The organism is Trinickia dinghuensis (assembly GCF_003367175.1).
Classification (GTDB): domain Bacteria; phylum Pseudomonadota; class Gammaproteobacteria; order Burkholderiales; family Burkholderiaceae; genus Trinickia; species Trinickia dinghuensis.
This window is the reverse complement of record NZ_QRGA01000012.1, coordinates 68,253-91,093: the sequence shown is the minus strand read 5'-3', so window position 1 is coordinate 91,093 and position 22,841 is coordinate 68,253. Positions and strand designations below refer to the sequence as shown.

At 63.2% G+C, this 22,841-nt stretch carries 19 protein-coding genes; 11 read left to right on the top strand and 8 right to left on the bottom strand.

Annotated features, from left to right (window positions below; genetic code table 11):
* Positions 1–16: 16 nt before the first annotated feature.
* Both DWV00_RS21545 and DWV00_RS21540 read right to left on the bottom strand, forming a co-directional pair.
* Positions 17–1,309, bottom strand: coding sequence for a HipA domain-containing protein (locus tag DWV00_RS21545; RefSeq protein WP_115535644.1), 1,293 nt, complete (start codon positions 1,307–1,309; stop codon positions 17–19).
* Positions 1,299–1,586: a helix-turn-helix domain-containing protein gene (locus tag DWV00_RS21540; protein WP_115535643.1), complete on the bottom strand. Its 288-nt coding sequence runs from the start codon at positions 1,584–1,586 to the stop codon at positions 1,299–1,301. The genes DWV00_RS21545 and DWV00_RS21540 overlap by 11 nt, the downstream gene beginning before the upstream one ends.
* Before the next feature lie 470 nt (positions 1,587–2,056).
* Between DWV00_RS21540 and DWV00_RS21535 the strand changes: the two genes are divergently transcribed.
* A complete protein-coding gene (locus DWV00_RS21535) occupies positions 2,057–4,126 on the top strand; it encodes an NAD(+) synthase (protein WP_115535691.1) in 2,070 nt (689 codons plus the stop codon).
* A 58-nt stretch (positions 4,127–4,184) separates the two neighbouring features.
* On the opposite strand, the gene DWV00_RS21530 is transcribed toward DWV00_RS21535, so the two are convergent.
* A complete protein-coding gene (locus DWV00_RS21530; protein WP_115535642.1) occupies positions 4,185–6,350 on the bottom strand; it encodes a glycoside hydrolase family 28 protein in 2,166 nt (721 codons plus the stop codon).
* 535 nt (positions 6,351–6,885) lie between these two features.
* Positions 6,886–7,554 (bottom strand): glutathione S-transferase family protein, encoded by a 669-nt coding sequence (locus tag DWV00_RS21525; protein ID WP_115535641.1) that lies wholly within the window; start codon positions 7,552–7,554, stop codon positions 6,886–6,888.
* A 290-nt stretch (positions 7,555–7,844) separates the two neighbouring features.
* Here DWV00_RS21525 and DWV00_RS34155 point away from each other — a divergent pair, with 290 nt between their 5' ends.
* The 3 genes from DWV00_RS34155 (at position 7,845) to DWV00_RS21515 (ending at position 9,392) form a co-directional block, all read left to right on the top strand.
* Positions 7,845–8,000 carry a hypothetical protein gene (locus tag DWV00_RS34155; RefSeq protein ID WP_181885549.1) on the top strand — a complete coding sequence of 52 codons (156 nt, stop codon included), beginning with the start codon at positions 7,845–7,847 and terminating at the stop codon, positions 7,998–8,000.
* A 73-nt stretch (positions 8,001–8,073) separates the two neighbouring features.
* Positions 8,074–8,595: a sigma-70 family RNA polymerase sigma factor gene (locus DWV00_RS21520; protein WP_115535640.1), complete on the top strand. Its 522-nt coding sequence runs from the start codon at positions 8,074–8,076 to the stop codon at positions 8,593–8,595.
* Positions 8,592–9,392, top strand: a complete 801-nt coding sequence (locus DWV00_RS21515) for an anti-sigma factor family protein (RefSeq protein WP_115535639.1) — start codon at positions 8,592–8,594, stop codon at positions 9,390–9,392. The genes DWV00_RS21520 and DWV00_RS21515 overlap by 4 nt, the downstream gene beginning before the upstream one ends.
* Before the next feature lie 59 nt (positions 9,393–9,451).
* On the opposite strand, the gene DWV00_RS21510 is transcribed toward DWV00_RS21515, so the two are convergent.
* From DWV00_RS21510 to DWV00_RS21500, 3 genes are read right to left on the bottom strand one after another with little or no spacing between them, the layout of a single operon-like run.
* Positions 9,452–10,159, bottom strand: coding sequence for an RNA polymerase sigma factor (locus tag DWV00_RS21510; protein ID WP_115535690.1), 708 nt, complete (start codon positions 10,157–10,159; stop codon positions 9,452–9,454).
* A complete protein-coding gene (locus DWV00_RS21505; RefSeq protein ID WP_115535638.1) occupies positions 10,159–10,494 on the bottom strand; it encodes a cupredoxin domain-containing protein in 336 nt (111 codons plus the stop codon). Before DWV00_RS21505 ends, DWV00_RS21510 begins: the two co-directional genes overlap by 1 nt.
* 28 nt (positions 10,495–10,522) lie before the next feature.
* A complete protein-coding gene (locus DWV00_RS21500; RefSeq protein ID WP_115535637.1) occupies positions 10,523–11,062 on the bottom strand; it encodes a DUF4142 domain-containing protein in 540 nt (179 codons plus the stop codon).
* 336 nt (positions 11,063–11,398) lie between these two features.
* On the opposite strand from DWV00_RS21500, the gene DWV00_RS21495 reads away from it, so the two are divergent.
* The 6 genes from DWV00_RS21495 (at position 11,399) to DWV00_RS21470 (ending at position 19,112) form a co-directional block, all read left to right on the top strand.
* Positions 11,399–12,838: a carbohydrate porin gene (locus DWV00_RS21495; protein WP_425452815.1), complete on the top strand. Its 1,440-nt coding sequence runs from the start codon at positions 11,399–11,401 to the stop codon at positions 12,836–12,838.
* Positions 12,839–12,857: 19 nt separating this feature from the next.
* The gene (locus DWV00_RS21490) at positions 12,858–13,994 is read left to right on the top strand and encodes an NHL repeat-containing protein (RefSeq protein ID WP_115535635.1); all 1,137 of its coding nucleotides are present in this window, start codon (positions 12,858–12,860) and stop codon (positions 13,992–13,994) included.
* A 19-nt stretch (positions 13,995–14,013) separates the two neighbouring features.
* The gene (efeB, locus tag DWV00_RS21485) at positions 14,014–15,309 is read left to right on the top strand and encodes an iron uptake transporter deferrochelatase/peroxidase subunit (RefSeq protein ID WP_115535634.1); all 1,296 of its coding nucleotides are present in this window, start codon (positions 14,014–14,016) and stop codon (positions 15,307–15,309) included.
* Positions 15,310–15,388: 79 nt separating this feature from the next.
* The gene (locus DWV00_RS21480; RefSeq protein ID WP_115535689.1) at positions 15,389–16,414 is read left to right on the top strand and encodes an iron ABC transporter substrate-binding protein; all 1,026 of its coding nucleotides are present in this window, start codon (positions 15,389–15,391) and stop codon (positions 16,412–16,414) included.
* The gene (locus tag DWV00_RS21475) at positions 16,415–18,025 is read left to right on the top strand and encodes an ABC transporter permease (protein ID WP_115535633.1); all 1,611 of its coding nucleotides are present in this window, start codon (positions 16,415–16,417) and stop codon (positions 18,023–18,025) included.
* Positions 18,026–18,032: 7 nt separating this feature from the next.
* On the top strand, positions 18,033–19,112 hold the full coding sequence (locus DWV00_RS21470; protein WP_115535632.1) for an ABC transporter ATP-binding protein: 1,080 nt from the start codon (positions 18,033–18,035) through the stop codon (positions 19,110–19,112).
* Between the two features lie 79 nt (positions 19,113–19,191).
* Here DWV00_RS21470 and DWV00_RS21465 read toward each other — a convergent pair whose 3' ends face one another.
* Entirely contained in the window at positions 19,192–19,854 is a 663-nt protein-coding gene (locus DWV00_RS21465) for a hypothetical protein (RefSeq protein ID WP_115535631.1), read from the bottom strand.
* Positions 19,855–20,735: 881 nt separating this feature from the next.
* Between DWV00_RS21465 and fusA the strand changes: the two genes are divergently transcribed.
* Positions 20,736–22,787 (top strand): elongation factor G, encoded by a 2,052-nt coding sequence (gene fusA / locus DWV00_RS21460; protein WP_115535630.1) that lies wholly within the window; start codon positions 20,736–20,738, stop codon positions 22,785–22,787.
* Positions 22,788–22,841: the final 54 nt, after the last annotated feature.

Sequence of the window (22,841 nt, the reverse complement as noted above, 5' to 3'; positions counted from 1 at the left end):
CTAGGTGCCTCTTGCCTCAGCGAGTGAGCGCCCGAGACATTTCAGCAATCGGCATTACGCGTATCGAGTTCAGCAGGCGCATCTCTCCCGCGTCTGGCGTCGCAATGTTCACGACCGCTTCGAATGTCTCATCCACGCGTGCACGGAACACTTCCAGCATCTCGTCGAGGAGGCGTTCGGCGCCCCTTCCTGGGAGCCCGAGTTCTTCCGCCAGCTTCAACATGTTCTGTCTTGAAATATCGGCAAAATGCCTAGCGGCGCCCACCTGCATGGTCAATTCACAGTTCGGCCACTGGTCTGCACGCTCCGGCTGATACGTCCTGGTGTGGTACACGACCGTGCTGACGATGTCGTAGAACGGTGCCAGCCTATAGCCGAGCGGCGTCACGAAAAACGAAAGATTCTTCAGGTGCGCGTCGCCGTTACCGACAAGCACGTTGAAGACGGCCCACCGGAAAATCTCCAGTCGGGTGTTTGCCCGGGTACTTGTTCGGTCTATGGCCTCTCGTAGCCTCTGCGCGTTGGCGCCGTCGTATTTGTAGTCCTTCGAGAAGTTCAGCAACTGCGCGGCATCAATGACGTGCAGTCGTCGGGTTGGCTGCGCCGTCGTATCCCGGTCGAATCGGTCGACGATGTAGCACGGTGTCGGGACACGTACGAAGTGCGTCGCGGGTACGGGCAATGCCACGGCCCGCGCAAGTCGCATACAGAAGAACTCGTTTATCGCAGAGTGGGGATAGCCTGCAGAGCGTGAGTCCGGCTTGAGCAGTTGCATCGAGGGTGCACTGCCTTCCGGTTCAAAGAGCTCGCAGACGGGCGGCTGGCCACGCATCGTCACGAGGAGCTTGGGCTGTGCCCCTGCCGCCGACATGCGTTTGGGCGCGTCAGCGGTCAGAGGCCGGTGCGGCATCTCGATGATCCGCGTCTCAAGATCGGCAAAAGACAGCGGCCGCAATGCGCCAGGAGGTTCATTTTCGTCGGGCGCGAGCAGCGTGAGCGCGCCAGCCGATTCCCGACCGTAGTAACCGAGGAGGCCCCAGGCATCGCTCCCATCGATTTTCGCCTCGCGTGCGAGCGCTTGGCGCATGCCCTCCTCGGGAAGCAGGTTATCGAAGAACCATTGCACAGGACGATTGCTCGAACCGTCGATAAACGGCTCCTGCCGCAGCGGGAAAGCCGGCGACATTGGGAAGGCGCTTTTGGAAGCGAGCCATTGCGGGTCGTACGTGAACGACCAGATGTCGTCGTTGTCTGCGACTACCCCCATGCGCTCGCCATTGGCCCACGCTACCAGTTCCCTAATCGGCATTCGGGCTCCTACGCTTGCGGCGGGCCTGCTCCGCTGTCTTGGCCGAAATAGCGACCGATGTCTGAGCATGGAGCATGATGCCCAACTCGGAGAGCAAGACGAACACCTTGCCTATCTGGGCTGTTGGCTTTCCAGACTCCACGTGCGTAATGAATTTGGGCGACAGCCCCGTGGCGTTAACTAGGTCATCACGCGTGAGCCCCTGCGCGATGCGTGTAGCGCGAACAATGTTGCCAAGCGCCGCAACGTCCGATATGGGGAAATCCGATTGGTCCACAGGTGGCCCTTCTGTTCGTACCCGATCGGGTACATCCTAGCAGAAAGGCGGCGGGTATCCGATGAAAAAGTCCCGAACGGGTACGAAGAAGGAGGAAGTCGGCGCGTTTCGAGTGATTCGTATCCGATCGGGTACGAATTTAAACCAAGATCACTGGCCAAGGGCGCTTCGTATCCGTTTGGGTACCAAGCACGTCTCCCAGCGCCAATTCCGATCGGAGAAATAAAGCGACTGGGTGGGCGCCGATGGCGCCTTACATACAGCTGCGCTGAAAGCGCTCGCCGTCTGCTGCGCACGCTTCACTTTGTCACCGTGCAGATAAATCGACCCTCTCGAAAATTGCCCCTCTCGAAATAGCATTCCGCACGGGCCGCCGCCCGAATTCCACTATGGCTCGCGCGACGATCTGGTATGAATACAGCATTGGGCACCGGCCGTGTCCGAAAAAACGCCCTCCGAGGATGATTGTCATGACCGATGTGCCGAGCTTCTTCAACTTGTACCGCCACAACTTCGCCCGCATCGCCGTGGCCGTGCCGCGTACGCACGTTGCCGATCCGGCGTCGAACGCCAAGGAAACGATCGCCCTGCTGCGGGAGGCCGATTCGCGCCACGCCGCGGTGACCGTATTTCCCGAACTGGGCCTTTCGGCCTACGCCTGCGACGATCTCTTCCATCAGCGCGCGCTGCTCGACGCATGCTTAGCTGCCCTCGCCGATGTGGTCTCCGCTTCCCTCGACGTCGAATCGGTCTGCGCCGTGGGCTTGCCACTCGAAATCGACAGCCAGCTTTTCAATTGCGCGGCCGTCGTCCATCGCGGACGGATACTTGGCATCGTGCCGAAGACGTATCTACCGAACTACCGGGAGTTTTACGAGCCGAGGCAGTTCGCCCGCGGCGACCGGCTGATACGGGATTCGATCTCCTTGCTGGGGCAAACCGATATCCCCTGCGGCAGCGCATTGCTGTTTCGTTTCGAGCAGCAGCCGATGCTGACGTTTCACGTCGAAATCTGTGAGGACTTGTGGGTGCCCGTCCCTCCTTCGTCGTTCGCGGCATTGGCCGGGGCGACGGTCCTGCTGAACCTGTCGGCCTCCAACGTCACCGTCGGCAAGGCTGACTTCCGGCGCGAACTCGTCGGCGGCCAATCGGCGCGATGTCTGGCCGCCTACGCCTACAGCGCGGCCGGCTATGGCGAATCGACGACGGACCTAGCCTGGGACGGCCACGGCATCGTCTACGAGAACGGCAATGCACTTGCCGAGACGAAGCGCTTTCTCGACGCGTCTCAATGCATCGTGGCCGACATCGATCTCGACCGTCTGATCAGCGAACGCATGCGCCAAACGACGTTCGGCGATTCGGCAGATGCCCATCGCGCTCAATGCGCGCGATTCCGCACGATCGCCGTGCCCGCGGTCTTGCCGCGCACGATTCGTCTTCCGCTCGAGCGCACCTACGAGCGCTTCCCCTATGTGCCGTCGAATCCCGCACGCCGAGACGAGCGCTGCCGCGAGATCTACGACATCCAAGTTCAAGGGCTCGTTACGCGGATGCGCTCGGCCAAGATCGCGCGGCTCGTGATCGGCGTATCGGGTGGCCTCGACTCGACTCAAGCGCTGCTCGTTTGCATGCGCGCCGTGGCAGCGTTGAACTTGCCGAGCACGGCCGTCATCGCCTGCATCTTGCCCGGCTTCGGCACGAGTGAACGCACGCTCGGCCAAGCTCGTCGCCTGGTAGCGGCACTCGGATGCGAAGCGCGCGAAATCGACATCCGCCCAAGCTGTCTGCGCATGCTCGAGGATATTGGCCACCCCTACGCGAACGGCGAACCCGTCCACGACGTCACGTTCGAGAACGTGCAGGCCGGCGAGCGGACGAGTCATTTGTTTAGGATGGCGAACCAATATGGCGCGCTGGTGGTGGGTACCGGCGACCTCAGCGAACTGGCGCTCGGCTGGTGCACCTACGGTGTCGGCGATCAGATGTCGCACTACGGCGTGAACGCGAGCGTGCCGAAAACGCTGATTCAATACTTGATCCGCCGCAGCGCGCAATGGGGCACGCTCAGCGCTGAAGCTAGCGACGTCTTGCTCGACGTGCTCGATACCGAGATCAGCCCCGAGCTGATTCCGGGCGGCCAGGCGGGCGAGATTCAAAGAACCGAGGACACGGTCGGGCCTTACGAATTGCAGGACTTCAACCTCTATTACCTGCTGCGCTTCGGCTATCGTCCTTCGAAGGTTGCGTTCCTCGCTTGGTCTGCATGGCACGACGCCACGGAGGGATCGTGGCCCGATCTACCGGAACACAAGCGCAACAGCTACGAGATCGGCGCGATCAAGCATTGGTTGGGGTTCTTTTTGAAGCGATTTTTCGGTGGGCAGCAGTTCAAGCGCACCTGCATGCCGAACGGTCCCAAGGTTGGTTCAGGCGGCTCGCTGTCGCCGCGCGGCGATTATCGTGCGCCGAGCGATTCGACTGCCGCTGCTTGGTTGGCGGAACTGGACACCATTCCCGATCGGGATGGCGAAGCTTGAGGATTGTCTTCCATGTCCGCCGCGCGGCTATACGGCACGCGCGGCGGCCCCAACTGCCTTACTGCAACTGCCCCGGCCAGGTCACCCCTGCAGGCGACGACTCGCCGATCGCCGGGAAGTCGACATAAGCCGCGCTGCAATCGACCGTATTGTTCGTCGCTGCGAGCGGCGATGCAGCGCCGTTCACCACCACGCGGTTAGCCGTCGACGGCAGGATCGGCAGGTTCACGTTGTTCAGCGTGAGATTCGCATCCGACGAGATCACCGAGATCGTGTTCGGCGAATCGGCCAGCACGTTGTTCATGGTCATCGTCAGCGGGAACTGCGGGTTCGAGTAGCCCTCGCCGTTATTCGCCTGGAAGCCCTGCAGCGTAGCCTGCGAGGTGCCGATGATCCGAACGTTCGACATCGTGATGTCGTGGAAATTCGGATACAGCGGCCCGCTGGACGGCAGCGCCTTGGTGCTGTAGTACGGCGTGAAAACCAGAGCCGAAGCGCTATTGCGGATACAGATGTCGTTGTAATTGATATTGTTGACCTGACCGCCGCGCGCCCAGTCCGACTTGATCCGCAGCGACGATTCGGCACCGTCGAACGAGTTGTCGTAGATCTGGATGTTCTCGACGTTCGCATTCGTTTCGCTGCCGATCGAGATGCCGTGGCCTGCGTACATGTGATTGTGCGCGATGACGAAGCCGTACTGACGATCGGTGGCCAGACCACGGTTGCCGTCGATACCGTACATCGTGGACACCGGGCTCGGATTGTTCGAACCCTTCGGCGAAATATCGTCGTCGCCGGTGCTGATGTAGTTGTATGCGAAGACCGCGTTCTTGATGTAGCCGTCAAACGTGATCGCGCCGGCCGTCGAGGTCGTCGTGCTGCCCGTCGTCAAAGCTTGCTTCGCCGTCTTGCTCGCCGAGCCCGGATCCACGCCGTCCGTGTTCTTCGCCGTATCGACGCTCGGCAGCATCCCGAGGTAGTTCGGGTTGCCGTTGCCGGCCGGGTTGGCCGAAGCCGAAAGCGACGGCGTTTGGATCTTGATCCCCCAGACCGTCAAGCCGTCGATACCGCTAGGCACGACGTGGAAGTTCGCGCTGTTGTTGAGCGTGATCCCGGCTAGCGTCAGGTTCTTCGCATAGTTGAAGACCATCATGCGGAAGTTCGATTGCGAACCGAAGCCGGTCGTGCCGTTGTCGACCATGTTGCCGAGCCAGGCCAGATCCCACCAGGTCATGTGGCGAGCCGGTGAAGTCAGATCGACAAAGGTGCCGCCGTTGTCGCACGGGACACCGGCAGCGGCTTGCGTGCCGGTGCTGTAGGCCTGGTACGTGTTGGTACAGGTCAGGTCCACGCGCATCAGCGGATAGAGCGGATTCGAACTGACGATTTCCGACGCGGCACGGCTGTCGATGCTGCCGCCGCCCACGATCGCGGAGTTCACGAGATATTGCCCGGTGATCAGCGCCGAGCAGTTGCTCGAGCTGCCCGCCTTCATGCCGCCGGAGGCACCCGAGGACACGGTGGTCGGCACGGCGGTGTTCGCGCAGAACGGCCCTTTGGCCGCCGTGGCCGTCGGCAATTGATACGCCATCACGTCGCGCGTGGCGTAGACGGTCACGCCCGTGTCGATCCATAACGTCACGCCCGAGGGCAGCGTCAGCGGGCCGGTGATGAATGCATTGCCGGCACCCGTGTTCGACACGGCCAGCCGCACCGCGAATTGCTTGGCGTGGAACTGAGGTTGATTCAACGTCTGCGCCGACGAACCGGCGATGTTGGTGTTCGGCAGGTTAGCGGCCTTTTGCGCCGCCGCATCCGAGGCGTCTTGGGTGGCGATCGCCGCGCCCACTTGCGCGTCCACGGCCGCGCCGCACGCGTCGAGCGCGGCTTGAATGCGCTGCTGATCGGGGTTCAGGATGGCTTGGGCCGCCGCACCCGTTTGTCCCGTCGCGTTGTCCATTTCCGGAGTCAGTGCGCCGGTCGGCTGCCGCACGAGATTGTTGTTCGCGTAGACGGTCGCGCAGAGCTGCGTGGACGTGGGGAGCTGCGGGGCAGCAGGGAGCGCCGCGTCCTGGACGGTGACGCCGACCTGGAACGGCGCCGATGCGGGCGCCGCAACAGCGGCGGCCGAGGGGGTGGAATTCCCGCCTCCACTGCAAGCGGCGGTAAACAGGACGATCGAGCCTAACAGCGCTGTCAAGCGTATGGATGTCAAAGACATTCCGTCTCCTCAGGGATCAAGTGTTTGGGTCGTTCTTTCGATGCGCCCACGTTGCCTTACAAATTACCCGGGATTGTCAGTTGTCTAGCAACTGAATGCGATCAGTGTTTCTATCTATTTACGGTTCCGATCGCTGGAGACGGACAATATTGACGGACAGTTTCATCCGATGACCATACTGTGCGTGGTTAGTGGCCAGATTGGCGCATTCGAGGAGCGACATAGCTGACGAACGATGGAAGGATTGGCGAAAGCGGACGTTCAAGCGATCGTCAGATTCATTGCCAGACGTCAAATGTATTTGTCAAACGACATGACGCCCAAATCGAGAGAACTCGATCCGGGCTCGATTCGACCGGGTGGGGATGGGATGCGCGGCGAAATCCGCTGTGGAAATCGCCGGCGAACTCGAGGCTAACGGGAACCGATCTTGTCGGCCGCGAGCGTCTCGCGAGTGCGCGGACGTGCGGCGAGTGCAGTGAATGTGACGAGTGCGGTGAGTGTGGGGAGCAGCAAGGACGCGGCCAGCGCCGCGCTACTCCGCAAACGCGTACGGCCCGCCCTTCTCCAACGCGCGCCGATAAGCCGGCCGTGCATGAATGCGTTCGAGAAACGCGCGAATCGACGGATGCGCCGCCGCGGGCCCCCGCTGCGCCCCCGCCTCGAGCGGAAAGCTCATCTGAATGTCGGCCACGCTGAACGCATCGCCGACGAACCAGCCGCTGCGCTCAAGCGCCTCGGCGATATAGCCGAAATGCAGGCTCAATTGCGGATCGACGAACCCGGCGTCCAGCGAAGCAGCGATCTTCCGGGCGATCGGCTTGGCAAAAAACGGCATGCGCGCATTCGCGATACGCGAGGTGACGAGTTTGAGCAGCAGCGGCGGCATGGCCGAACCCTCCGCATAGTGCATCCAATATCGATAGTTTCGATACTCGGGCGATCCGGGCGCGGGTGCCAACGCCCCATCGCCGTATTGCTCGGCCAGATATTCGAGAATGGCGCCCGACTCCGCCAGCGTCACCCCGCCGTCCGTAATCACCGGCGATTTGCCGAGCGGATGAACGGCGCGCAGCGACTGCGGCGCCAGCATCGTTGCGGGATCGCGCTCGTAGCGCTCGATCGCGTAGTCGATGCCGAGTTCTTCCAGCATCCAGAGCACGCGTTGGGACCGCGAGTTGTTCAAGTGATGAACCGTCAGCATGGCATCCGCCTAGAAAATGAGGCAATTCGTGAGGGAATTCGGCGCGGTCTCGCGCGTGGGTCGTGCGGCGGTGCAGTCTACCCGTTTCCGATGAAAACGTACCTGTCGCCCACCTCTATTCCCGGCGCGTGGCGTTCCCGACGCGTTCCGGCCGTGTTCCCGACGTTACGCATCGACGTCCGCTAAAAGCGATCGCAATCGACCTATCCTTCTCTTGGAGCCAGCGGGAATAAAGTGCCCTCGCGAGGCGTTTTATCCATGTCCTTCGACCATGGAAAGGAGAGGCGGAGATGAAATCGACGCGCATGCTTTCAGCCGTACTTGCGGCGCTCATGCTCGTGCTGTCGGCGGGCTGCATGTCGGGCGGTATGGGTTCATCGGATCATTCGACCAACACCACCGATAGCGGCGCGAGCGGGACCAGCGGGGGATCGGGCGGCTATTGATCTACTGATCTAATGAGCCACTGATCTGCCCTACCGATCTGTCGACCGATCGATCCATTGACGGCGGCGGGACGTGAGTTTCGAAGCGGACGTGGTTGCGTGGCTCCCGCAACTGCGGCGTTACGCGCGCGCCCTGACGCGCGACGCAGCTTGGGCCGACGACTTGGTGCAAGACACAGCCGAGCGTGCGCTGACACGCGTGCGTGCGTTTCGTCCCGACAGCAATCTACGGGCGTGGCTTCTGACGATCTTGCGGCACATCTATCTCGACCAGCTGCGCGCGCACAGAGAGATCGCCCTCGATGACGAGCACGGGCCATGGCAGGCGCTCGAAGCGCCGTCGGGGCAGGTCGATTCGCTCGTCTTGCGCGACGTGCAGCGCATGCTCTACCGCCTGCCGTTGGAGCAGCGCGAAGTGCTGCTGCTCGTCTGCGTCGAGGAATTGAGTTACCAGGAGGCCGCGTCGGTGCTCGGCGTGCCGCTCGGGACGGTCATGTCGCGGCTTTCACGCGCGCGCGAGCAGATGCGGTCCATGCTGGTGGAGGGAGCCCCGCGTCGGCCCACCAATTTGCAAGCGGTGAGAAACACAAAATGAGCGACGATCGAGAGCGGGGAGACCATACGCCCACGGAAGGCTTCACCGAACGGGACCTTGACAGGCTTTCCGCATTCGTCGACGGCGAACTGCCGGAAGCGGACCGGCAGTGCGTCGCCGAGCGGCTCGCCGCCGATCCCCAAACGGCGCAACGCGTGACGCACTATCGCGCTCAACGGGCCGCGCTGCGCGCGTTGTTCGCCGATCCCGCGGCGCAAACGAGCGGTCCGTTCGTCGTGCTGCGCGTCCGTCCGCCGTGGTGGCGCCAAGCCGCGCTGGTTCTCGGTTCGCTTGCGGCCGGCGCCGCGCTCGCATGGTTTGCCGGCGCCGTTTCGTCGCTCGTTGCGCCGCCGTCCATGCAAACGACTGCGTTCGCCCGGCAAGCCGATCTCGCTTACGCCGTGTACGCCCCCGAGCAGCGTCACGTGGTCGAGGTCGCGGCCACGAGCGAGGGAACGCTCGTCGGTTGGCTCTCCAAGCGGCTGAACCGTCCGCTCTCCATCCCATCGCTCGAGGAATACGGATACGCGTTCCTCGGCGGACGCCTGTTGCCGGGCCCCGCCGCCCAATTCATGTATCAAGGCCCAAAGGGCCAAAGGCTCGCGCTGTACGTGAGCCCGGCGCCTCAGCGCGAATCGGCCGTGCGGCTCTTGCAGCAAGGCGACCGCCGAACGTTCTACTGGACGAATGGCCAGACTGCCTACGCGCTGTCCGGCGAGATCGCGGAGGATAAGCTGCACGAGATCGCGGTCGACGTCTGCGGCGACCTCGGCGGCCACCCGGATCTGTGGAAATAGTCGGTAGGATGCAGCGATCGGCCGCCGGCAATCGGCGGCGGTGGATTGGCAACCCGTCATCACCGATCTTCGTCGAGCCGCGCGAGCACGCCTGCCACGAGGCGGTCGCAGTGCTCGTTGCCGAACGAAAAAACGTCGCGCTCGGCCAAATCGATGTCCTGGGCGAGCGACTCGCGCAGCAAGCTGCGCGCGCGAAAATGCCGGGACCGGACGGTCGCCTCGGGAATCCCGAGGCTGCGCGCCGTTTCCTCCACACTGAGCTCTTCCACGCAGCGCAGCACGAACACGAGGCGAAATGCTTCCGGCAAGGCATCGAGCCTGCGTTCGAGGAGTGCGCGGATTTCGGCTCGCATCGCCGCCTCGTCGGGCGATGCGCTGCGCCTCGTGTCGATCATGTCCTGCTCCGCTTCGTTGCGCTCGGAAATGCGGTGCATCGGGGCGATGTTGTCGCGGCGCGCCTGGCGCCGCTGCCGCGCAAAGCATTCGTTGAGCACGAGCCGCGAAAGCCAGGTCGCCAGCGCCGCCTCTTCCCGGTATCCGCCGATCGAGCGGAATGCCGCCAAGTACGCGTCCTGCAGGGCATCCTCGGCTTCCGCGTCGTCGCGCAACGTTGCTCGCGCGAGCCGATAAAGGCGCCGGTTATAGCGGCGCATCATCCGCACGAACGCCGAGCGATCGCCCGCCGCGATGAGCCGGGCGAGCGTGCCGTCGTCCTCCTGAACGTTCTCGCCTTCGCGCGCGGCGGCGTTATCGACAGATACGGCGATCACGGTTTCCTCTCCTTCGCCTTCTCGACGACGAGCGTTGCCTTCATCGTCGGATGCAGCGAACAGCCGTAGGCGTAGCGGCCGGGCGTGCGCGCCATGTAGGTCCAAGAGCCGCCCGGTGCGATCGAATGCGAATCGAACGCGCCTTTGGCCGTGGCCGTATGCGCCACCAGATCCTTGTTGTCCCAAGTCACCTCGTCACCCGCTTTTACGGTGACGTTTGCTGGGGCGAACTGCATGTTCTCGATCACGATGACTCGCTTTGCCGCATGAGCAGGCAATGCGCTCAGAGCGAAGGCGGCGGCGCACGCCGCCGCGAACGCCGATATCGGCATCGGCCTGTAACGTGCCCACCTAGCGCGCTCAGCCTCCATGATTGCTCAATTCGCTCTGAAGGTGCCGCGCGTGTTCGAGGTGAGCCTCGAATGTGGGTCGCGCCTTGACGAGCAGCGCCTTGAGGTCGGGGTTCTGCGCGGACGGAATCAACGTCTTGTCGACGGCGTCCAGCACGGCTTCATGGTAGGCCACCTCGTGGTCGACATAAGCCTTGTCGAATGCCTCGCCTTTCAGCTTCTTCAAATGGGCAAGGTTTTCGTCGCCGCCCTGCTTCAAGGCATTGCTCGTATCGTTCTCCTCGGGCGTCAGGTTCAACTTCTGAGCGAGCGCGACGGCAGCCTTGTTGACGTTCGTATGGTCTTGCACCATCAGCTTCGCGAATTGCTTGACGTCCTTTGCGTGAGCACGGCCGGTCGCCAGCTTGCCGGCGTCGATGTCGACTTGATTGGCGGTCACGACGATCGCGGCGATCTGCGCGTCGGTGGGTGCCGCTTGCTGCTGGGCATAGACACTGGCCGACAGCATGGCAAGCATAGCCACGGCGGCGGTGTGGCATATCGTCCTCATGAGGGTTCTCCGGTGGGTGGGCTTCATGGCGATAGATGTCACGTCGCGCCGCCACGTTCCCATCTGACACCGTCGACCGGATTCGCCTTTCCCCGTATTTTCCCGCGATCAATGAAAGCTAATTGCAATATTCACACCAAATACCTCAATGCGAACAGTTCGCATTTCTATTTGCATTTCTACTTTTACTAAGTACAATCCGATCCCATTCGATGTATCGCATATAAACAGCTGCGAGATTGTGCGTCCGTCAACTGTGCGGGCCGGCGGAGTCCGCCATCTTGCCGAACAAGAACAGGAGTTTCGATGAGGTTCAGCCCAGCGGTCCCGCGCGCCATGCGTAAAGGCACTCACTCCTTGACGCGTTGCGCCGCGCTCGCCTGGAGCGCCTTCGCTTCGTGCGCGGCTGTCGCCGCGGGTTCGCCCGATGCATTGCCGCAGGCTCCGGAGGCCGACCTCAGCATTCAGGCTCAGCCGACCAACCAATGGACGGGCCTCTCCACGCGCCAGAATCTGCTGGGCGACATGGGCGGCCTGCGTCCCTGGATCGGGAAATACGGCATGACGTTCCAGATGACCGAGACGAGCGAATACCTCGACAACCTGCGCGGCGGCTTGGCCCATGGCGGGACGTACGACGGGTTGACGACGGCCACCCTGAGCCTCGACACGCAAAAGGCGTTCGGGCTGCCCGGCGGCACCTTCAACGTGAGCGGCATGCAGATTCACGGCCGCAACCTGAGCCAGTACAACCTCGGCACGCTGAATACGGCCAGCGGCATCGAAGCCGACGACACCACGCGCTTGTGGGAGCTCTGGTATCAGCAGTCGATTCTGAACGGGCGCGTCGACTTCAAGGTCGGTCAGCAGAGCCTCGACCAGGAATTCATGGTCAGCACGTACGCGAACACGTTCATCAATACGATGTTCGGCTGGGCCGGCCTGCCCTCCTACGACATGCCGTCGGGCGGCCCCGCCTATCCGCTGTCGGCGCTCGGCGCGCGTGTGCGCGGTCAGATCACGCCGTCGCTCACGGCGCTCGTCGGCGTCTTCGACGGCAATCCCGCACCGGGCGTAGGCGATCCGCAAAAGCTGAACGGCAGCGGCACGAACTTCAATCTGCACAACGGCGCGCTCTACATCGCCGAGCTGCAGTACGGCGTCAACCAGCCGAGCGAAGGCCAGATGGACTACGGCACGGGCAAGCCGCTCGGCGGCCTGCCGGGTACCTACAAGGTCGGCTTCTGGTACAACAACGAGTCGTTCGCCGATCAGCGCATCGACAACACGGGCCTCTCGCTGGCTAATCCCGCCTCGTCGGGCGTCGCCGCTCAGCACAAAGGCGATTACAGCTTCTACGCCGTGGCCGATCAAATGGTCTGGCGCCCGAATCCCGACGAACCGCGCAGCATCGGCGTGTTCGCGCGTCTCATGGGCGCGCCGGGCGATCGCAATCTCGTCAGTGTCAGCGCGAACCTCGGCGTCGTCATGAAGGCGCCGTTCAAGGGTCGCGACAACGACAGCGTCGGCTTGGCGCTCGCCTACATCAAGGTCGGCAGCCATGCCGCCGGGCTCGATGCCGACAGCGGCAACGTCGTGCGCGGCAGCGAAACGGCGGTCGAGGCCACCTACCAGTATCAAGTCACCCCATGGTGGGTGCTGCAAGGCGACGCGCAATACACATTCAACGCCGGCGCCGGCCAAAACCCCAGCAATCCGACGCAGACGCTGCGCAACACGTTCGTCGTCGGTGCGCGCACGACGATCACCTTCTAATTTTCGACGGGGCACCTTCATGAAATCCATCGCCATTGCCCGAGCAACCGCTGCGGCGGCCGTGCTCGCCGTCGTTTCGAGCGTGTCGTACGCGGCACCGCAAGGCTTCCTCGAAACGATCCATCGGGACAAGACGCTCATCAACACGGTGCCCGACAACGGCGATCAAAACCCGTACGCGATCACGGTGGCGCCGGTGTCGGCCGGCACGGTCAAGGCCGGCGACGTACTCGTCGACAACTTCAACAACGCAGCAAACCTGCAAGGCACGGGCAGCACGATCGTCGATTACCACCCCGACACGAATCAGATGTCGGTGTTCGCGACGATTCCGCGCGACTTGAAGGAATGCCCGGGCGGCATCGGCCTCTCCACGGCAATGACGATGCTCAAGTCGGGCTACGTCATCGTGGGCAGCACGCCGAGCAACGACGGCACCACGACGACGAAAGGCGCCGGCTGCCTGATCGTGCTCGACAGCAGCGGCAAGATCGTCTCGACGATCACGGGCGAGAACATCAACGACCCGTGGGGCAACATGGCCGTCGCCGACAACGGCGATACCGCCACGCTGTTCGTCAGCAACGCCGGTTTCGGCGTCGGCGGGCCGGTCGCCGGCCCCAACGGTGAAGTGCCCGTGTTCAAGCAATCGACGGTCTTGCGGCTGGATCTGGACATCAAGCCGGGCCAGGCGCCCGTCGTCAAAAAGCAAACGGTCGTCGCGAGCGGCTTCGGGGCGCAAGCCGACAAAGGCGTGTTCCTGGTCGGCCCGACGGGCCTCGCTCTATCCGCCGATCAAAAGCAGCTCTATGTTTCCGACGCGATCGGCAACCGCGTCAACGTCATCGACGATCCGATGACGCGTGACTCGAGCGCGGGCGTCGGCCGCCAACTGACGGCCGACGGCTTCCTGCATCGCCCCCTCGCGATGGTGACGGCACCGAACGGCCATCTCTTGGTGACGAACGCGTTGAACGGGCAAGTGGTCGAGATCGACCCGGCGGCCGCGAAGCAGCTCTACGCGCGCTGGATCGACACCGACAAGGCCCAATCGCCCCCCGGTAGCGGCGACTTGTTCGGCATCGCGATGACGCCGCAAGGCGACGGCTTCTATTACGTCGAAGACGACGTCAACACGCTCGTATTGGCGAAGTGACATTGATATTGACACTGACATGGCTCAAGACGACACAACCCCAAAACGCGTTGCTCGGCGCGCGTTCCTGAAGGCGGGCGCCGCGACGGCCGCGGCAGGCGCGCTCGGCGCGGCCACCACGGCTCACGCCGCCGCGCACGCCCATAAGGCCGATGCCGCGATGGATCCGACGATGGCGATGGAGCCGTTCTTCGGGGAGCATCAAGGCGGCATCGTGACGCCGCAGCAGACGCATTCCTATGCCGCGGCATTCGATCTGACGACCGATAAGCGCGACGACGTGATCGCCCTGCTGCGCGAATGGACCGATGCGGCGGCCCGCATGACGCGCGGCCAATCAGCGGTGCCGGGGCAAACCGGCGACGATACGCCGCCCGCCGACTCGGGCGAAGCGCTCGATCTCGGTCCGTGCGGCCTCACGATCACGTTCGGCTTCGGCCCGGGCCTGTTCACGCACGAAGGCAAGGACCGCTACGGCTTGGCCGCACGGCGCCCCGCCGCACTGATCGATCTGCCGCGGTTCAACGGCGATCAGCTCGTGCCCGCGAAATCGGGCGGCGATCTGTACGTGCAGGCCTGTGCCAACGACCCTCAAGTCGCCTTCCATGCGGTTCGTCAACTGGCGCGCATGGGATACGGCGCGATCCAGATGCGTTGGGGCCAGGCGGGCTTCCTTTCCGGCCCCCGCGGCAAAACAGCGCGCAATCTGATGGGCTTCAAGGACGGCACCAATAACCCGGCGCCTTCCGATCCCGCACTGATGTCGCAATTCGTCTGGGCCGGCGCGGAAGGCCCCGCCTGGATGCAAAGCGGCACCTATACGGTGGTTCGCCGCATCCGTATCACGCTCGAGCACTGGGACCGGATGCAGCTCGGTTTCCAAGAGCAGGTGGTCGGGCGGCATAAGCTCAGCGGCGCGCCGATCGGCAAGCAGAACGAACACGATGCCGTCGATCTCGCTGCCGTCGACAAGGACGGCAACCCGATCATTCCCGACAATTCGCACGTGCGTTTGTCGAACCCGGGAAACAACGACGGCCAGCGGCTTTTACGCCGTGCCTATTCCTACAACGACAACACGAATTTCTACATCGAGCGTTGGCCGCCGTGGCGTCAGGAAACCGAATACGACGCCGGCTTGCTGTTCATCGCGCATCAGCGCGATCCCCGCACGGCTTTCGTTCCGATCAACGAGAAGCTCTCGAAGTTCGACATGATGAACCAGTTCACGACGCACGTCGGGAGCGCGATTTTTGCGTGCCCGCCCGGTGCGAAGCAAGGCTCGTTCATCGGCGCCGGCTTGTTCGAGGCTTGACACTTCGATCAATATGAGCAAAATCGCGGCGTCGGACACACGCCGCGATGGATCTATTTCGCCTAGGAAAGACAAGAACATGACGCAATACCGATTTGGCAAACGCGTGAAGATGATGGTCGCCACGCTCGCACTCGCGGCGTTCGGCGGCGCACCCTGCTTCGCCCACGCCGAGTCCATCACGCTGTACAACGCGCAGCACGAGCAATTGGTGGGGCAGCTCGCGAAAGAATTCACGAAGGAAACCGGCATCACGGTGCGCATCCGCAGCGGCGAAGGCCCCGCTCTGGCGGCGCAGCTCGTGGCCGAAGGCTCGGCTACGCCGGCCGACGTCTACTTCACCGAGAACTCCCCCGAGTTGATGCTGCTTCAGGAAAAGGGCCTGCTCGGCACGGTCGACAAATCGACGCTCGCCATCGTGCCCGCGCGCTTCAATTCGCCGACGGGCAACTGGGTCGGCGTGTTCGCGCGCGAAAACGTATTGGCCTACAACACGGCCCAAGTGACGCCGGCGCAACTGCCCGCCTCGCTGATGGACCTCGCGAAGCCGCAATGGAAGGGTAAGGTCGGCATCGCCCCGAGCGATTCGGACTTCCTCCCGCTCGTCAGCGGCGTGCTGGCGGCCAAGGGGCACGATCAAGCGCTCGCCTGGCTCAAGGGCCTCAAAGACAACTCGCAAGTCTTCGACGACGACGAAGGTGTCGTCGCCGCCGTCAATCGCGGCGCGGTCGCAACGGGCGTCATCAACAACTACTACTGGGACCGCCTCTACACGGAACTCGGTAAGGACAAGATGCGCAGCGCGATCTATCACTTCGGCCATGGCGACATCGGCGCGCTCGTCAATGTCTCCGGCGCGGCGGTGCTCAAGAACGCGCACAACCCGAGCGGCGCTCAGCGTTTCCTCGCGTACCTCGTCGGCGAACACGCGCAAGCGTTGATGGCGGCGGGCAAGATCGGCTACGAATATCCGTTGCACGCCGGCGTCGCCCCCGATCCGATGCTCAAGCCCTTCAACGAGCTGCAGCCGCCCGCGCTGACGGTCGAGCAGCTCGGTGACGACAGCCAAGCCGCGAAGCTGCTGCGTGAAGCCGGCCTGCTGTAAATGAGTACGGCGGTAGTGCGAGCACGCCAACGAAAAGCACCGGGAAGTCGCAGAGGACGCGAACGCTCGCGTGCTCCCCGTGCGTTGTCGATCGCGGCCATGCTGGGGGCGCTGCTCGTGCTCCTGCCGATCGCCTTTACGGCGTGGCGGGCGGCCACCTTCGGGATCGGCGAGACGATCGATCTGCTGCTGCGCCCGCTCGTGGGCGAGTTGTTTGCGAACACGGTGATGATCACGGTGGCCGCCACGCTCGCATCGGCCGTCATCGGCACCTCGGCGGCATGGTTCGTCGAACGCACCACCCTTCCGGGGCGCCGCCTCTGGGCCGCGTTGATGGTCGCGCCGCTCGCCATGCCGCCGTTCATCGCCAGCTATGCGTGGGTCTCGCTTAGCTTGAATCTGCAAGACTTCGGCGGCGCACTGCTGGTTGTCACGTCGACCTACTTCCCGCTCGTCTACCTGCCCGTCGCAGCCGCGCTGCGCGGCATGGACCCGGCGCTCGAGGAAACTGCCCGTTCGCTCGGTTGCGGCCGGCGTGCGATCGTCATGCGGGTGATCCTGCCGCAGCTTCGTCCCGCGCTGTTCGGCGGCATGCTCCTCGTCGCGCTCGGTGTCATGTCGGAGTTCGGCGCCTTTGCGCTGCTGCGTTTTCGGACGTTTACGACCGAGATTTTCGCGGAGTACCGCACCAGCTTCGACGGCGGAGGCGCCTCGATGTTCGCGTGTGTGCTGATCGTTGCGGGTCTCGCTTGCATCGCCTTTGAACACCGCGTGCGCGGTCACGCGCGGTATGCCCGCATCGACCGCGGCACGCGCCGAACTGCGGCGCGCTATGTCCTCGGTCATTGGCGATGGCCCGTCGTCGCGGGCTTCGCACTGCTCAGCGTGGTGACGCTCGGCGTGCCCCTCGCCACGATCGCTTATTGGCTGACTCAGCATGGCGCCGCGGCGATTACGCCGACCGAAGTCTCGGCCGCGTCGCTGCTCGCCGCCGCCGAAACCTCCATTACCCTGGGCCTCGAGGCCGCGGTCGTGACCACCGCCCTCGCCTTGCCGCTCGCCTTTCTGCTCGTTCGCTATCCCGGGCGGTTCGCGATGTGGCTCGAGCGCGTCGTCTTGCTCGCGCAAGGCGTGCCGGGGCTCGTCATCGCTCTGGCGCTGGTGTCGCTGGCCGTGCGCGTGGCGACCCCGCTTTATCAGACAACGACCCTGCTGATCGCGGCCTATGCGGCGCTGTTTCTCCCGCTCGCGCTCGTGAGCGTGCGCGCCTCCCTGCTTCAGGTGCAGCCCAAGCTCGAGGAGGCGGCCCGCTCGCTGGGGCTGCGCACGCTGCCGATTCTGGGCCGCGTATTGCTGCCGTTGGCCCGTTCCGGCCTTGGTGCCGCCGCGACGATGGTGTTCATCTCCGTCGTCACCGAGCTGAACGCAACCCTGCTGCTTTCGCCCCTCGATACGCAAACGCTCGCCACGCAAGTCTGGAGCGACACCGCCACGCTCGCATTCGCGGCCGCGGCACCGTACGCGGCCTTGCTCGTCGGCATTTCGCTCGGGGCATCGGCTCTGCTCTTCACCTTCCTGGGCCGGTCCGTCGTGGCGCGCGCCGATCTCTGACATTTCCATGAGCGATTTAACCCTACGAGGTCTGCACAAGGCCTTCGGCGATCACGTCGTGCTGCGCGGCGTCGATCTCTCGGTCAAGAACGGCAGTTTGCTCGCGCTGCTGGGGCCATCCGGCAGCGGCAAGACGACATTGCTGCGTACCGTCTGCGGCTTCGAGCGCGCCAGCCAGGGAACGATCGAAATCGGCGGCCGGCAAGTCGAGAGCGACGAGATTTACGTGCGGGCGGAAGCGCGGCGCATCGGCTACGTGTCGCAAGAAGGGTCGTTGTTTCCGCATCTGTCCGTCGCCGAGAACATCGTGTTCGGCCTTCCCAGCCAGCAGCGCCGCGCACGCCACCGAGTCGACGAACTTCTGGAACTCGTCGGTCTGCCGCTCTCGTGCGGCGATCGGCCGCCGCATCAATTGTCGGGCGGGCAACAGCAGCGGGTCGCCCTTGCGCGGGCGCTCGCGCCGTCGCCGTCGCTCGTCATGCTCGACGAACCGTTCTCCTCGCTCGACGCCTCGCTGCGCGCGGAGACGCGCCAAGCCGTTGCCGATGCCCTCGCGCACGCGGGTGCCACGGCCGTGCTCGTCACGCACGATCAATCCGAAGCGCTGTCGATGGGGCACGAAGTGGCGGTGCTGTGGGACGGACGCTTGATTCAAATCGCGGCACCCGACGTCCTGTACCGCCGCCCCGTCTCGCGCGAGGTGGCCTCGTTCGTCGGCGAAGCGTTGATGCTCGCGGGCGTCGCCGAGCAAGGCAGCGCGCGCTGCGATCTCGGGCGATTGAAGCTCTCGGATCCGCACGCGAGCGGGCCCGTCGACGTGATGATTCGCCCCGAGCAAATCCAAGTCGCGGTGGAGGATCGAGATCGCTCCGAGCTTGCCGAAGACAACCGGTGCACCGCCTATGTCGAAGCAGTGACGTTCTACGGCCACGATGCGCGCCTGAATCTACGGCTCGAAGCCGCGCCGGCGTCTGCTCTCGCGGGCGGCCTTGCCGTCTATGCGCGAGTGCCGGGTTATCGCGCTCCCGCCGTCGGTACTCGCGTGCGGCTATCGGTCGACGGTGAGGTCGTCGCGTATCCGCACTGATCGTGCCGATCGTGCCGTGCGAGGCCCTTTCATTCGGAGCAAGCGTTCCCGGTTTCCTTGCTGCCGGGTGACGCCTAGCCTAAGCCGCCGACAGCGAGCGCGCCGGCGTCTCGCGCGTCATGACCGGGCGTGACGCGTTCGGAGCGACCGACACGACGTCCGACGTCGACCGATGGATGCGCCACCACACGGCCTTGCCCCGTTCGGGCAGATCGCATAGCAAGACGGTGCGCTTGCGCAGGATCCGATACGGATCGTCGGTCGCCGCGAGATAGCCAGCTCGGTTGACGAGCGTGACGTAGTTGACTTCGCCGTATTCCAGATAGGGCGCGAAGTCGCCGACCGGCGCCACACGCCCATCGCGGCCGATGGCCAACTCCCTCGAAAATGAAAGCCACCAGCTACACGACTCGGCCCGTGCAGGCCGCCGCTCGGCCATGATCGACCGGTCGTCCAAATGGCTGACTGCCAGCATTCGCGATTGGCTTTTCTCGTCGACCATCTGCAGGCGAATGCGATCGGCAAAGCCGACCGGATCGCCCCACTTTCGCTTTGAACCGATCAAGGGCAGCACACGCCATTGATAGTCGCAACCCGGGTGCTTGTCGGCTTCGGCCACTTCGGTCGACAGCTGCAACGGATGACGCCGCCCCTTGCTGCGCGGGACGATTCCTAGGAACAAATGGTCGTCGCTGTCGCAATTCTCCAGTACGATGAGATCTCCATATCGAACTCGGTTCATATTTCGCCCTCGGTTTTTTGCCAGATGGTCAACGTGTCGATACCCTGTGGCCGCGTCGCAAGAAAGCTCATAAACAGATGGGTCCGGCTCGCAGTCGTGTGCAGATGTCACGCCTGTAGACAGATCAGTATTCACGGGCACTGATGCCACGCCGAATCTGCTGAAGCCGCGTGCCCATCTCGGCTTCTCCGGCCGAAAATCTCAAATCGATCCGAACTCGGTGCGATCAGGACGAGTAGCGCATAAGGCGGAAATGTATTGCTCCACTCGCACTCGGAAAATCAATTTTACTTTTAGCAGTGCTCCCCCGAGATCGGCGCCGCTCGTCTCACCCAAGCTTCGATTCGGGTTTGCATGTTCGTTTTGAAAATTGGAAGTTGAAACGGAATTTAGTAAGCCACGCATTGCAAGTCAAGAAAAAGAAAAAGGTCTGCGCTGCATCTGAAAAGCTGCAATTCGCCTCCCATTTTCCACTATTTTATGATTACCTCATTCCAGCACAAAAATTCCAACGGCATTGACGATTTCAACAGATCATCCGAGACGAAAAAATACCGCACCGCCAATCGATTCGCGCATGCTGAGACGCGGGTTTTGACAATTGTTATGTATTAATTGAGATCCAGGCGCGCTTGCGCACATCACCCAAGTTCGATTTATCGCAGAAGGGATCTTTTATTTAAACATGATTGACGGTCTTGGATCTCATGATTTTATCTTAAATCCGCTCATATTTACTTGACCCGCGCGCCCTTTACCCGCCCGGCCCCAGGTGAGAATCGGGGGCGTATCCGACCGCGCAAATCGGCAGCGTGCCGGGTGGCGGCTGGCGTCTTTTTCGCCAATAATGCCCAAATCGTGATCGCTGGACGGGGGCGGCCGTGGACTACCAACCCGAAGCCATTCGGACCATCGCGCTAGTGGGCCACGCCGGTTGCGGCAAGACCTCGCTGATCGAAGCGCTGCTGTGCTCGAGCGGTGCCATTCACGCCTCCGGCAGTATCGAGCGAGGCACGACGGTCTGCGATTTCGATCCGCTCGAGCGCAAGTACCACCACTCACTGAACTCCGCCGTCGCACACCTCGATTACCGCGATACGCGCGTCTATCTCGTCGACACGCCCGGCTACCCCGATTTTTCCGGCCTTTCGCTCGGCGCGTTGTCCGCCGTCGAAACCGTTGCCGTCGTGATCAATGCCCGCACCGGCATCGAAATGACCACGCGCCGCATGATGGCCTGGGCCAAGGCACGCAAGCTGTGCACGATTCTCGTCGTGAACGGCATCGACGGCGAGAAAGTCGACTTGCCCGCGCTCGTCGGACAAATCCAGGAAACCTTCGGCAATACCTGCTTGCCGATCAATCTGCCTGCGCGGCAGGCGCATGGCGTCGTCGATTGCTTCTTCAACCCGGCCGGCGAAGCGGACTTTCTCTCGGTCGCGTCGGCACACGATGCCTTGGTCGATCAAGTCATCGAACTCGACGCCGATTTGATGGAGATTTACTTGGAGCAAGGCCAGGCGATCAAACCCGAGCAGCTGCATGCGCCGTTCGAACAAGCGCTGCGGGAGGGACACCTGATCCCGATCTGCTTCACGTCCGCCGCGACCGGCGCGGGCATCGAAGAACTGCTCGACGTGTTCGTGCGCTTGCTGCCCAATCCGCTCGAGGGCAATCCGCCCTTGTTCTACTGCGACGCCGACGACCGCCGAGAAACGGTGCAGGCGCAGCCCGATGCCGACAAACACGTGCTCGCCCATGTGTTCAAGATCGTCGTCGATCCGTATATCGGCAAGATGGCCGTGTTTCGCGTCCATCAGGGCACCGTGCGGCGCGACAGCCAGCTCTATATCGGCAGCGCGCGCCAGCCCTTTCGCGTGGCGCATCTGATGCGCTTGCAAGGAAAGGATCATGTCGACATCGTCAGAGCGGGTCCCGGCGATATCTGCGCGACGGCCAAGGTCGACGAGATCGGCTACGACGCGGTGCTGCACGATGCCCCCGAAGACGGCAACATCCATCTCGTCCCGCTCGAGTTTCCGAACCCGATCTACGCGCTTGCGATCGAGCCCGAGCGTCGCGGCAACGAGCAGCGTCTATGGGAAATCCTGCAGAAGCTGGCCGCCGAGGATCCGTGCCTGCGCATCGAGCATCCCGTGGGCACGAACGAAACCGTCGTGCGCGGGCTCGGCGAGCTTCATCTTCGGCACATGCTCGAGCGGCTGACCGACCAGTACAAGCTTGCCGTGGTCACGCGGCCGCCGAAGATCGCGTATCGCGAAACGATCGGCTCGGCCGCCGAAGGACATCATCGGCACAAGAAGCAAACCGGCGGCGCGGGGCAATTCGGCGAAGTGATGCTGCGCGTCGAACCGCTGCCGCGCGGGGCCGGCTATGAGTTCGTGGATGCGGTCAAGGGCGGCGCCATTCCGGGACAATTCATGCCCGCCGTCGAAAAAGGCATTCTTCAGGTGATCGAAAGCGGGCCGCTCGCCAGTTTTCCGATGCAGGACGTCCGCGTCACGGTGTACGACGGCAAGCACCATCCCGTCGATTCGAAAGAGGTGGCATTCGTCGTCGCGGGGCGTAAAGCGTTTATCGATGCCGTGCTCAAGGCACAGCCGATCTTGCTCGAACCGATCGTCGATTTCGAGGTGACGGCACCCGAATCGTCGATGGGCGACATCATGGGCGACCTTTCCTCTAGGCGCGCGCAGGTGCAAGGCTCGCGCGCGCTCGGCGGCAGCATGATGGCCGTGGTCGCCAAGGTGCCGTTGTCGGAATTGGCCGAGTATCAATCGAGGCTGAACGCGATGGCCGGCGGCGACGGCAACTACAGCATCGAGTTGAGCCACTACGATCCCGTGCCGCCGAGTCAGCAGGATAAGCTCGCGGCGCAGTACAAGCGGCACGAAGAAGGCGCCGAGCGGTAAAAAGACTGTTTACCGGCCGGCGATTGTGCGCGCCCGCTCGCGCGGCCACGATGT